This window comes from Bacillus fungorum, from assembly GCF_002746455.1.
Taxonomy (GTDB): domain Bacteria; phylum Bacillota; class Bacilli; order Bacillales; family Bacillaceae_G; genus Bacillus_A; species Bacillus_A fungorum.
In genome coordinates, this window is the sequence record NZ_NWUW01000005.1 from 163170 (window position 1) to 175862 (window position 12693).

The 12693-nt window shown below is 36.5% G+C and carries 11 protein-coding genes; 9 read left to right on the forward strand and 2 right to left on the reverse strand.

The window, feature by feature from the left end:
* Positions 1-29 precede the first annotated feature (29 nt).
* On the reverse strand, positions 30-1178 hold the full coding sequence (locus CO726_RS09365; protein ID WP_099684074.1) for an LCP family protein: 1149 nt from the start codon (positions 1176-1178) through the stop codon (positions 30-32).
* 74 nt (positions 1179-1252) lie between these two features.
* The gene (locus CO726_RS09370; protein WP_087959287.1) at positions 1253-1888 is read right to left on the reverse strand and encodes a YigZ family protein; all 636 of its coding nucleotides are present in this window, start codon (positions 1886-1888) and stop codon (positions 1253-1255) included.
* A 239-nt stretch (positions 1889-2127) separates the two neighbouring features.
* On the opposite strand from CO726_RS09370, the gene CO726_RS09375 reads away from it, so the two are divergent.
* The 9 genes from CO726_RS09375 (at position 2128) to prfB (ending at position 12385) form a co-directional block, all read left to right on the forward strand.
* Positions 2128-2970 carry a DegV family protein gene (locus CO726_RS09375; RefSeq protein ID WP_099684075.1) on the forward strand — a complete coding sequence of 281 codons (843 nt, stop codon included), beginning with the start codon at positions 2128-2130 and terminating at the stop codon, positions 2968-2970.
* Between the two features lie 173 nt (positions 2971-3143).
* Positions 3144-3458, forward strand: a complete 315-nt coding sequence (locus tag CO726_RS09385; protein ID WP_000400857.1) for a winged helix-turn-helix transcriptional regulator — start codon at positions 3144-3146, stop codon at positions 3456-3458.
* Positions 3459-3604: 146 nt separating this feature from the next.
* Positions 3605-4993, forward strand: coding sequence for a C40 family peptidase (locus CO726_RS09390; RefSeq protein WP_136699493.1), 1389 nt, complete (start codon positions 3605-3607; stop codon positions 4991-4993).
* A 127-nt stretch (positions 4994-5120) separates the two neighbouring features.
* Positions 5121-6485, forward strand: coding sequence for an ATP-dependent helicase ComFA (gene comFA / locus CO726_RS09395; RefSeq protein WP_099684077.1), 1365 nt, complete (start codon positions 5121-5123; stop codon positions 6483-6485).
* Complete coding sequence (locus CO726_RS09400; RefSeq protein WP_099684078.1) at positions 6466-7170, forward strand: ComFC family protein; 705 nt, start codon at positions 6466-6468, stop codon at positions 7168-7170. The genes comFA and CO726_RS09400 overlap by 20 nt, the downstream gene beginning before the upstream one ends.
* A 126-nt stretch (positions 7171-7296) precedes the next feature.
* Entirely contained in the window at positions 7297-7494 is a 198-nt protein-coding gene (gene cspC / locus CO726_RS09405) for a cold shock protein CspC (protein ID WP_099684176.1), read from the forward strand.
* A gap of 322 nt (positions 7495-7816) precedes the next feature.
* Positions 7817-8359 (forward strand): ribosome hibernation-promoting factor, HPF/YfiA family, encoded by a 543-nt coding sequence (hpf, locus tag CO726_RS09410; protein ID WP_000671190.1) that lies wholly within the window; start codon positions 7817-7819, stop codon positions 8357-8359.
* 275 nt (positions 8360-8634) lie between these two features.
* A complete protein-coding gene (gene secA / locus CO726_RS09420) occupies positions 8635-11142 on the forward strand; it encodes a preprotein translocase subunit SecA (protein WP_099684079.1) in 2508 nt (835 codons plus the stop codon).
* 144 nt (positions 11143-11286) lie between these two features.
* Positions 11287-12385 (forward strand): peptide chain release factor 2 gene (prfB, locus tag CO726_RS09425; RefSeq protein ID WP_096001716.1). Its coding sequence is split into 2 segments (ribosomal slippage): positions 11287-11358 and positions 11360-12385, totalling 1098 coding nucleotides; the frame shifts between segments, so codons are not numbered across the junction.
* The last annotated feature ends 308 nt before the right edge of the window (positions 12386-12693 follow it).

Sequence of the window (12693 nt, forward strand, 5' to 3'; positions counted from 1 at the left end):
CCAAATCATGTGCGATTTGGCTCTTTTTGTTATTGCTGATTTCTCATAATCCACTCTGCATGAGCATTTGTAGAAGGAGGGGGCTCAGTTGGTGTTTTGTTCTGATTTTGGTTCTGGTTCGTTTCTTTCTTCGCTTTTTCGTTAGAGTTAGAATTTGAAGAAGGATTTGATTCGGTTTTTTTTGTTGGATTGTCTTGAGTGTCTTGAGTGTTTGCTGTTTCTCCTAATTCTTTTTTTATTTCGTTACGTACGGTCTCTATACCGATTGGATCTGGAAGGAAGTAATAAATACCACCTATTTTTTTATCTTCTCCTTCAAGTTTTAACGTTTGTATTGTAGAAGGATCAAATCCAGAGAGTTTATTGTAAAGAGCAAGACCGTCTGAAATAGGAATGTCAGTTTTTATATATTTTCCAACGACTGCCGTTAAATCTTTAATTTTAAATACGGTAGAGGTGGAATTTAGTTTTTGAGCAACAGCAGCTAGTAATTGTCTTTGTCTAGCCGCCCGACCATAATCTCCATTTGGATCTTGTTTTCGCATGCGAACGTAAGCGAGTGCTTCTTCACCGTTTAATTCTTGTTGTCCTTGCTTAAATTCAATTTTTTTGTAGTAATCCATGTCTGAACGCTCCCAAAAATTGAAGGGGACATCAACGGTAACACCGCCAACAGCATCAACAATACCTTTAAAGCCTTGGAAATCAATTTTAAGATAATGGTCTACAGGAACCTTTAGAAAACCTTCGACCGTTTTGATTGCCATTTCTTCTCCGCCGTAAGCGTGCGCAGCGTTAATTTTGTCCTCTTTATTCTTTCCGATAATTGGAACGCGGCTATCACGAGGGATACTCATAAGCGAAATCTTTTTAGTTTTCGGATTGACTGTCGCAAACATTAATGAATCTGTACGACCGTTTTGACCGTCTGTTGCATAATCTTCTATACCCATAATAAGGAGTGTAAAAGGCTCCTTTGTAATTTCTACATCTTTGGTTCTCAAATCTGATTTTTCACGAGTAAACCCACTATACATCCCCATGAGAGAAGAGTAGGAATTTAATATATAAAATCCTACACCTCCAAATAAAAATAAGAAAATAAGGAAGAAGAAAAACTTTCTTCTTCGTTTCTTTTTTATTCTGCTATTTTGGAGATGATAATAACGTTCTTCCATATATAATCTCCTTAGTTCATTTGTAGGGAAGTAATTCACTACATTAATCTTTAAAGATGATAAAGTAGTTATTCTTAGATAACATCTTGTTCTAAGTACAACATATCTCCTTCTGTAATTGTACATTTCCCATTTGTTAATTCAATCATCCAATCTGTGAATGCTTGTTTTCCATCTTCTTCTACATACGTATCAAATGTGACATTTTCGAGATAATGTATATCTTTAATGGCATATTTTGAATTACGTAGTTCATTTTCAATTTTGCCAAGTAATGTGTAATCAATTTCGGTCTGCATAACACGCATTAGTTTTCGCTCGACAACACCGACATGATTAATGCCTTCGCTTGTACATTTTCCATATGCACGAATTAATCCACCTGCGCCAAGTTTGATGCCACCAAAATAGCGGGTAACGACAACGACGGTATCTTTTAAACCGCGTTTTTTTAGTACTTCTAACATAGGTACACCAGCTGTACCACTAGGTTCACCATCATCATTTGCTTTTTGTATTTGATCTTGTTCGCCAATCAAATACGCAGAGCAATTATGTGTGGCATTCCAATTTTGTTTTTTTATTTTTTGGATAAATTCTTGAGCTTCTTCCTCGGTTGTAGCTCGGCTAATGTAACAGATAAATCTTGATTTTTGAATGACAATTTCGTGCTCACCGTAGTCTTTGATTGTTAAATATTGTAATAACACTCGTATACGCCCCTATCTACCAAAATGACTAGTACTTTACATTTTAAAAGCGAGCGTTTTTATATTCAAACATTTTTTATAAATAAGTTGAAATTTTGGGGGAGTATTTTACCTTTTTGTTGTAATTTGTCGAGATGATGAGTATAATTTCAAACCAGCATTTTCATGTATGGATGCACCATTTTTAGTTTTCGTGTAAAATTAGGGAATAAAAACTTTTTTATAAGGCAGGTACGCAAATGAAAACAGCTATTGTTACTGATAGTACAGCATATATACCGAAGCATATTCGTGATGAACTCAATATATATATGATTCCATTAAACGTTGTGTTTGGAACGGAATCTTATCAAGAAGAAGCTGAAATTCCAGCAGATGATTTTTATGTAAAAGTACGTGAGCAAGAAGAACTTCCGAAAACTTCTCAACCAGCAATCGGAAAGTTTGTTGAGCTATATGAAGAATTATCTAAGGATTATGATGCAGTTATTAGCATTCATCTTTCAAGTGGAATTAGTGGTACATATCAAACGGCAACGACAGCTGGACAGATGGTAGAGGGTATTGATGTATATACGTACGACTCTGAAATTAGTTGTGAAGTACAAGGATTCTATGTGCGTGAAGGTGCAAAGCTAGCAAGCGAAGGAAAGGATCCAAAAGAGATTATCGCCCGTTTTGATGAAATGAAGAAAACGATGGACGCTTATTTTGTAGTAGATGATTTACACCATTTACAACGTGGAGGACGATTAAATAGCGCACAAGCTTTCATCGGTAGTCTGTTACAAGTGAAGCCGGTTTTATATTTTAGAGATAAAGTCATTATCCCGTTTGAAAAAATCCGTACGCGTAAAAAAGCGTTAAAACGTATCATCGAAATTTTTGATGAGCAAGCAAGTAAAGGGGTACCTATGGAAGCGGTTATCATTCATGCACAACGTGAAGAGGAAGCAAATGAATGGAAGAAAGAATTAGAAGCAAAATATCCTCATGTTACAATCCGCACAGGTTATTTCGGTGCTGTAATTGGTACGCATTTAGGTGAAGGCGCACTAGGTCTTGGATGGTATACGAAGTAATAAAGATATAAAAAGCTCTCTTTTGGAAGAGGGTTTTTTTACGGATATTTTACGTGTAGTTGACAAGTTAATATTTGGAAATGATAAAATGTACGTAAAATAAAATAACGAGGAAAGTTTTATAACTTACTTTTTACAAGAAACTATATTATAATAGGATAGAGGTGAAACATATGGAGCATAATTCTTGTTTATGTCCAAAGTTTGAGTCAGCATTTACTTTACTTAGTAAAAAATGGACTGGCTTAATTATTAAATCTTTGCTTGAAGAGTCAAAACGTTTTAGAGAAATCGCAGATATTATACCGAATATGAGCGATCGTATGTTGTCAGAGCGTTTAAAGGAATTGGAAAGCGAAGGTATTGTAGTTCGTAATGTTTATCCAGAAGTACCCGTTCGCATCGAGTACGGCTTAACTGACAAAGGGAAAGCATTAGAAAGTGTTATGGATGAAGTCCAAAATTGGGCTGAGAAGTGGATGAAATAACGTTTTGATTTCATTCGAATTGGTATATTTAGCAAAACGTAAGGGAAACCTTGCGTTTTTTCTTTATTTATAAAAAGTTTTTAAAATTCTACACATACATACAAAAATATGCATATTTTGCGATAGAGTTACATATAATATTACATTTGTTTTACAAAAGCGTAACATTAGCAAAAAAAATCCCGAATTATGGTATAAATTTTATAGGTTATATACGGAAAAAGAAAAAAGAAAGCGGTGTAAAAAATAAAATGAAAAAGCTAAAAATGGCATCTTGCGCATTAGTTGCAGGGTTAATGTTTTCAGGACTAACACCAAATGTATTTGCAGAAGATAAAATTTCTGACGTGAAATCACAAATTAATACACAAAATGACACTTTACATAAACAACAACAAGAACGTGATGAATTACAAAAACAAATGAATGACTTGAACAAAACAATTCAAGGTTTAGATAAGTCTGTTCAAGAGAATGCTGCAAAACTTGATGAAACAACGAAAAAAGTTGCTGATACTGAGCAATTAATCGAAAAGAAAAATAAAGATATTGCAGAACTACAAACGAAAATTGCAAAACGTGAAGAGTTATTAAGAAAACGTTTAGTTGCACTTCAAGAACAACCAAATACGAACGTTGTAACAGAAGTTCTTGTAAACTCTAAAAACGTTGCAGATTTAGTTGATCGTTTAACTTCTGTTTCTAAAATTCTTGAGTCTGACGAAGATATCATGAAAACACAACAAGAAGATCAAGTGAACGTGAAAAAAGATGTTGAAACGGTAAAAACAAAGCAAAAAGAATTAAAAGAAGCACAAGCTCAAATTGAAACTGCTAAGAAAGAACTTGACGCTGAAAAAGCGAAAAAGGCAACAGCAGTAAATGATTTAAGCGGTAAAATGGATACAGTTGTAACTTCAATGACAAGTACGGAAAGTCAATTGAAAGATCTTGAAAAACAAGCATTACAATTACAACGTATTGCTGAACAAGAAGCGCAAGAAAAAGCTGCACAAGAAGCTGCTGCTCAAAAACAAGCAGAGCAAGCTGCTAAAGCTACGCAAGCTCAACAAGCACCAGCAGAGCAAGCTGCACCAGCAAACAACGGTGGACAAGCTAAAAAAGAAGAGCCTAAAAAAGAAGCACCTAAGCAAGAAACGAAAAAACCAGAGCCAGCACCAACTCCAAATGCGGGTGGCGTAATTGGTAAAGCGCAAGGCTACTTAGGCTTACCGTATGTTTGGGGAAGTGCATCTCCATCAAACGGTGGTTTTGACTGTAGTGGATTCATTTCTTACATCTTTGGTGTAGGTCGTCAAGACGTTGCAGGTTACTGGAATTCAGTTTCTAAAGTAAGTAGCCCACAACCTGGAGACTTAGTATTCTTCCAAGGTACTTATAAACCAGGTCCATCTCACATCGGTATTTACGTTGGTAATGGCCAAATGATTCATGCTGGTGATAAAGGGATTGCTTACTCTAGCTTAAGCAGTAGCTACAACCAAAAACATTTCTTAGGATACGGTAGATTCTAGGATTTATAATCGAATAAAACATGTGTATAAAGTCGATAGCTTACTATTTTATAAGTAGGTTATCGGCTTTTTTGAGTTTTTACGAGATTATGAGAAAGGTTTATAGTAGTGCTGGAGGTGGTTGCTGATGCTTGCTGGAAAGCAGTTGCTATTAGAAGAACTTTCTTCAGATCTACGGAGAGAATTAAATGATTTGAAAAAGAAGGGAGAGGTCGTATGTGTACAAGGCGTCACAAAGAAAGCTTCTAAATATATATGTCAACGCTGCGGAAATATAGAGCAGCGACTATTTGCATCATTTTTATGTAAAAGATGCAGTAAAAGATGCGCGTATTGCCGGAAGTGCATCACGATGGGGAGAGTTAGTGAATGTACTGTACTCGTTCGTGGGATTCAGGAAAGAAAAGAAGAAAGGGAGTTAAATCCGTTGCAGTGGAAAGGGACTTTGTCTACTGGTCAGGAGTTAGCGGCGCAAGGTGTTATAGAAGCGATTAAGCAGAAAGAATCTTTTTTTATTTGGGCTGTGTGCGGGGCTGGAAAAACAGAAATGTTATTTTACGGTATTGCAGAGGCACTTCAAAAAGGAGAAAGAGTTTGTATCGCAACGCCAAGAACAGACGTTGTACTGGAATTAGCGCCGAGATTACAAGAAGTGTTTCCTAATATAAATGTAGCTGCTTTATACGGGGGGAGTGTAGATCGTGAAAAAGATGCAGCGTTAGTCGTTGCAACTACGCATCAATTGTTACGTTACTATAGAGCGTTTCATGTCATGATTGTAGATGAGATTGATGCTTTCCCGTATTATGCGGATCAAATGTTACAGTATGCGGTGCAACAAGCGATGAAAGAGAAAGCAGCGCGTATTTATTTAACAGCAACTCCCGATGAAAAGTGGGAGCGTAATTTCAGAAGGGGGAAACAAAAAGGTATCATTGTCTCAGGACGATACCATCGTCATCCGTTGCCAGTTCCTCTATTTAGTTGGTGCGGAAATTGGAAGAAAAGCCTCCATCATAAAAAAATTCCTCGAGTGTTACTACAGTGGTTAAAAATGTACTTAAATAAAAAGTATCCTATTTTTTTGTTTGTTCCTCATGTGCAATATATAGAAGAAATAAGGTTGTTATTGCAAGGGTTGGATAATAGAATCAATGGTGTACATGCAGAAGATCCGATGAGAAAAGAAAAAGTGGCATCTTTTAGAAAAGGAGACATTCCGTTATTAGTTACAACGACGATTTTAGAGAGAGGAGTAACTGTGAGGAACTTACAAGTGGCGGTGCTAGGGGCGGAAGAAGAGGTCTTTTCGGAAAGTGCGCTCGTACAAATTGCAGGCCGGGCAGGTCGTAGTTTTGAAGAACCTTATGGTGAGGTTATTTATTTTCATTACGGTAAGACAGAGTCGATGGTACGTGCGAAAAAACATATTCAAAGTATGAACAAAAGTGCGAAAGAACAAGGATTGATTAATGCATTGTCTACTTTGTGATGAATGTATTTTGGAAACAGTTAGTTGGTACACTTTCTTTGTAAAGTCTCATAAAAAATATATATGTGATAGATGTGAGCGGAAACTTTCCTATATTATAGGAGAGATTTGCATGGAGTGTGGGCGACCTTTAGAACTTATTTCTAATTCGTTTAAAAAAGATGATATTTGTATGGATTGTATAAGATGGATGGACGATGAAGAGTATCGACCTTTTAAAAATCGTTCGTTGTACGTATACGATGATGAGGTGAAAGAAATAGTAGCACAGTTTAAGTTTCGGGGGGATGCGGAATTAGTTCATATTTTTCATCGATCTTTTCGGGAGCTATTTCAAAAGTATTTTACGGCCGTTTCAACTGTTATTGCTGTTCCGCTTAGTAGGGAACGGGAATATGAACGTGGTTTTAATCAGGCAGAGTTATTAGCAACTTGTTTACCTGTCAAAATTTCTTATCCATCATTAAGAAGAAGAGAAACAGAAAAGCAAAGTAAGAAGACACGTAAAGAAAGGCTTTCGGGAAGTAGTCCTTTTTATTTTCAGGGAGAAGAGATGTTTCATGGTCAACACATTTTACTCGTTGATGATGTATATACGACAGGAATTACAGTTAGACAAATTGGAAGTCTTTTATACGATAGAGGAGCAAGGGAAGTTTCTAGTTTGACGCTCTGTAGAAGTTGATCTGTAACTGTCGAAAGGGATAATAAAAAGGCGATAAGTCTTCTTTGACTTCGTATGTTGTCATTCGTTATAGTCAAATTATGGGGCGGATGCCCTGATTTTTAGAGTGAAGGGAATGGAATGAACATGCAAGGAAGAGTGAAATGGTTCAATACAGAAAAGGGATTTGGGTTTATTGAGCGTGAAGATGGTGATGATGTGTTTGTTCATTTTTCTGCTATTCAACAAGATGGATATAAGTCATTAGAAGAAGGGCAACAAGTTGAGTTTGATATTGTAGATGGAGCACGTGGACCACAAGCAGCTAATGTTGTAAAACTGTAGGGATATTGTTTTTGGGAAGAGAAAGCTGCGTTTGTGGCAACGTTATATATATGTAGTAGAACCTCTTGTTTTTTACAAGAGGTTTTTGTTATGAATTAAGTTGTCAAAAAGTTGTTTCTTTTCTGTAACGAATTGTCCACAGTTATATTCGTTATATACGATGTTAATAGGATAAAATAAAGATAGAAACGATGCATCTTTTCATTTCAACAAAAAACGATAAAAAAATCGCAATTCCACTAATTTTTTTAAAAAAGTTAGAAGGAGTTTTTAAGCCAGTGTCGAAATTATAATACATAGGCTTGAAAGGAGGAATTCATCTATGAAATTCAACATTCGTGGTGAAAATATTGAAGTAACTCCAGCATTAAAGGAATATGTAGAGAAAAAACTAAGTAAGTTAGAGCGTTATTTTGATACATTCCCAGAGATTAAAGTTAATTTAAAAGTATACTCTGACAAGCAACGTGTCGAGGTAACAATTCCATTTACTGATTTATTACTTCGTGCAGAAGAAACTAATAGCGATATGTACGCTGCTATCGATTTAGTAGTTGATAAACTTGAGCGACAAATTCGTAAACATAAAACAAAAGTAAATCGTAAGTTACGTGAGAAAGGTTCTATGAAAACGAACTTTATCCTTCCAGAAGCAGTAGCTGTTCTGGATGAGGTAGAAGAGGATGAACTAGAACTTGTACGTACAAAACGATTCGATTTAAAACCGATGGACGTTGAAGAGGCGATCCTACAAATGGATATGCTAGGACATAATTTCTTCGTCTTCACAAATGCTGATACAAATGAAACTAATGTTGTATATGGCCGTAAAGATGGGAAATACGGTTTAATCGAAACTAAATAATAATTCAAAAGCGCAGCCGAAATGGCTGCGCTTTTTTTGCTGAAAATAGATTTCTAAAAAAAGTTTTCTTAATTTAGAACGAGACATTCGGCCGATTGTTGTCATAGTTATAAGACAAGTGTTACAATTATCATTAGGTATATACATTTTAGTTTTTTTAATTAGGAGAAAAATTGGCATAACATACATTTGATTTTTATAACGACTGATTGTAATAGAGAAAAAGAAAAAACAATCGGAAGTTTTATTTTAATAAAAAGAGGAGCGTATTTCCTATGATCGGTATTTTAAAAAAGGTGTTTGATGTAAATCAACGCCAAATTAAACGTATGCAGAAGACAGTTGAGCAAATTGATGCATTAGAACCATCTATTAAGCCACTAACTGATGAACAATTAAAAGGGAAGACGCTTGAATTTAAAGAACGCCTAACAAAAGGTGAAACAGTAGATGATCTACTACCTGAAGCTTTTGCGGTTGTTCGTGAAGCTGCGACTCGTGTTCTTGGAATGCGTCCGTATGGCGTACAGTTAATGGGTGGTATTGCCTTACATGAAGGGAATATCTCTGAGATGAAAACGGGTGAAGGTAAAACGTTAACGTCTACATTACCTGTATATTTAAATGCTTTAACAGGAAAAGGTGTTCATGTTGTTACAGTCAATGAATACTTGGCACAACGTGATGCGAGCGAAATGGGACAACTTCATGAGTTCCTAGGCTTAACAGTAGGAATTAACTTAAACAGTATGTCACGCGAAGAAAAACAAGAGGCTTATGCTGCTGATATTACGTATAGCACAAATAATGAACTTGGATTCGATTACTTACGTGACAATATGGTTTTATATAAAGAGCAGTGCGTTCAACGCCCGCTTCACTTTGCTATTATCGATGAAGTCGATTCTATCTTAGTCGATGAAGCGCGTACGCCGCTTATTATTTCTGGACAAGCTCAAAAATCAACAGAGCTATATATGTTTGCAAATGCATTCGTTCGTACGTTAGAAAATGAAAAAGAATATTCATTTGATGTGAAGACGAAAAATGTAATGTTAACAGAAGATGGTATTACGAAAGCGGAGAAAGCTTTCCATATTGAAAACTTATTCGATTTAAAACATGTAGCACTTCTTCACCATATTAATCAGGCACTTCGTGCGCACGTTGTTATGCACCGTGATACAGATTATGTTGTACAAGAAGGCGAAATCGTAATTGTAGACCAATTTACTGGTCGTCTTATGAAAGGTCGTCGTTATAGCGAAGGTTTACACCAAGCAATCGAGGCAAAAGAAGGCGTAGAAATTCAAAATGAAAGTATGACGCTTGCGACAATTACGTTCCAGAACTACTTCCGTATGTACGAAAAGTTATCTGGTATGACTGGTACAGCGAAAACTGAGGAAGAGGAATTCCGTAACATTTACAATATGAACGTTATCGTAATTCCAACAAATAAACCGATTGTCCGTGATGACCGTGCTGATTTAATCTTCAAATCAATGGAAGGTAAATTTAATGCTGTTGTTGAGGATATTGTAAATCGTCATAAACAAGGACAACCTGTTCTTGTCGGTACAGTTGCAATTGAAACATCAGAGCTTATTTCAAAAATGTTAACGCGTAAAGGTGTACGTCATAACATTTTAAATGCGAAAAACCATGCGCGTGAAGCAGATATCATTGCAGAAGCTGGTATGAAAGGCGCTGTAACGATTGCGACGAACATGGCGGGTCGTGGTACGGATATTAAGCTTGGAGAAGATATTAAAAACGTTGGTTTAGCAGTTATCGGTACAGAGCGTCACGAAAGTCGTCGTATTGATAATCAGTTACGTGGTCGTGCTGGTCGTCAAGGAGACCCTGGTGTTACGCAATTCTACTTATCAATGGAAGATGAACTAATGCGCCGTTTCGGTTCTGATAATATGAAAGCGATGATGGATCGTCTCGGTATGGATGATTCTCAGCCAATCGAAAGTAAAATGGTTTCTCGTGCAGTAGAATCTGCGCAAAAACGTGTAGAAGGTAATAACTATGATGCACGTAAGCAGCTACTACAATACGATGATGTACTTCGTCAGCAACGTGAAGTTATTTACAAACAGCGTCAAGAGGTAATGGAATCGGATAACTTACGCGATATTATTGAAGGTATGATGAAATCTACAGTAGAACGTGCTGTTGCGCTTCATACACAAGAGGAAATTGAAGAAGATTGGAACATTAAAGGTCTTGTTGATTACTTAAATACAAACCTTCTGCAAGAAGGAGATGTGAAAGAAGAAGAATTACGTCGCCTTGCTCCAGAGGAAATGAGCGAGCCAATTATCGCGAAATTAATAGAGCGTTACAATGACAAAGAAAAGCTTATGCCAGAAGAGCAAATGCGTGAGTTCGAAAAAGTTGTTGTATTCCGTGTTGTAGATACGAAATGGACAGAGCATATTGATGCGATGGATCACCTTCGTGAAGGTATTCATTTACGTGCTTACGGTCAAATTGATCCACTTCGTGAGTATCAAATGGAAGGATTCGCAATGTTTGAGTCAATGATTGCTTCTATTGAAGAGGAAATCGCTCGTTACATTATGAAAGCTGAAATTGAACAAAACCTAGAGCGTCAAGAAGTTGTTCAAGGTGAAGCTGTTCACCCATCTAGTGATGGCGAAGAAGCTAAGAAAAAGCCAGTTGTAAAAGGTGACCAAGTGGGACGCAACGATTTATGTAAATGCGGTAGCGGTAAAAAATATAAAAACTGCTGTGGTATCGGGAAGTAATATAGGGCAGTAGTTCAGGCTACTTTGCAAACTTTTACATCAAAAATGTATAATTAAGAAGGATTAAACTCTCTCCGTCATAAGTGGAGAGAGTTTCCCTTGTTTTCATACGAAAGTAACAGCAATTACATAGAGGTGAAGGAAATGGAATTAGTAGAAATTAGACAGGAATTAGAGAAAATGGCTAAGAGATTAGCGGCTTTTAGGGGGTCTCTTTGACCTCCCTACTAAGGAAAAACAAATTGCAGAATTAGAAGAGAAAATGATGGGCGCAGGATTTTGGGATGACCAACAAGGCGCACAAGCTGTAATTAACGAAGCAAATGCACTGAAAGATATGGTTGGAAAGTTCCGTCAGCTAGATGAGACATTCGAAAATCTAGAAATCACGCATGAGCTTTTAAAAGAAGAGTATGATGAAGATTTACATGAGGAACTTGAATCAGAAGTAAAAGGCTTAATTCAAGAAATGAATGAGTATGAGCTTCAGTTACTACTTAGCGATCCTTATGATAAAAATAACGCCATTTTAGAATTACACCCAGGTGCTGGTGGAACAGAGTCACAAGACTGGGGTTCTATGTTACTACGTATGTACACACGTTGGGCTGAAAAACGTGGATTTAAAGTAGAAACGGTTGACTACTTACCAGGTGATGAAGCTGGAATTAAGAGTGTTACTTTATTAATTAAAGGTCATAACGCTTACGGTTACTTAAAGGCAGAGAAAGGTGTACATCGTCTTGTACGTATTTCTCCATTCGATTCTTCAGGCCGTCGCCATACATCGTTCGTATCTTGTGAAGTTGTACCTGAGTTCAATGATGAAGTTGAAATTGAAGTGCGTACAGAAGACTTAAAAATTGATACGTACCGTGCAAGTGGAGCGGGTGGACAGCACGTTAATACGACAGATTCAGCAGTTCGTATTACGCATACACCGACAAATACGGTTGTAACGTGTCAGTCAGAGCGTTCTCAAATTAAAAACCGTGAGCATGCGATGAAGATGTTAAAAGCGAAATTATATCAAAAGAAATTAGAAGAGCAACAAGCGGAGTTAGATGAAATTCGCGGTGAACAAAAAGAAATCGGATGGGGTAGCCAAATCCGTTCTTACGTATTCCACCCATATTCTCTTGTGAAAGACCATCGTACAAATACAGAGGTCGGTAACGTACAAGCAGTTATGGATGGAGAAATTGATCCATTTATTGATGCTTACTTACGTTCTCGCATTTAATAAGCGAAAAAAAGCCAACAAAATTGTTGGCGCATACTGAGGATATAGAGGATATAAAGAGTGTTATTTTATTTCTATAGATGAATTACAGAGGAAGAGAAGTTGGAAACGACAACTTCTCTTTTTGATGGGATTATAGGTAGCATACAATGTTGTATATTGTTTTGTAAAAAGTAGAGAATAGTAAAACAGAGCGGCAATAGAGTAAGACTTTATACAGAATTTTTCTAATTTCCCGCTCAAAAAGAATGCTTTATAGAAGTTTTTATGTTGTTCACAGAATTGAAACAACTTATAAAAGCTTTATA

Bases quoted from the DNA above. Each gene is read 5' to 3' on its own strand.
- CO726_RS09375 (WP_099684075.1), top strand. From the start codon at position 2,128: ATGAAAACAGCTATTGTTACTGATAGTACAGCATATATACCGAAGCAT.
- secA (WP_099684079.1), top strand. From the start codon at position 8,635: ATGATCGGTATTTTAAAAAAGGTGTTTGATGTAAATCAACGCCAAATT.
- CO726_RS09385 (WP_000400857.1), top strand. From the start codon at position 3,144: ATGGAGCATAATTCTTGTTTATGTCCAAAGTTTGAGTCAGCATTTACT.
- cspC (WP_099684176.1), top strand. From the start codon at position 7,297: ATGCAAGGAAGAGTGAAATGGTTCAATACAGAAAAGGGATTTGGGTTT.
- hpf (WP_000671190.1), top strand. From the start codon at position 7,817: ATGAAATTCAACATTCGTGGTGAAAATATTGAAGTAACTCCAGCATTA.
- comFA (WP_099684077.1), top strand. From the start codon at position 5,121: ATGCTTGCTGGAAAGCAGTTGCTATTAGAAGAACTTTCTTCAGATCTA.
- CO726_RS09400 (WP_099684078.1), top strand. From the start codon at position 6,466: ATGCATTGTCTACTTTGTGATGAATGTATTTTGGAAACAGTTAGTTGG.
- CO726_RS09365 (WP_099684074.1), bottom strand. From the start codon at position 1,178: ATGGAAGAACGTTATTATCATCTCCAAAATAGCAGAATAAAAAAGAAA.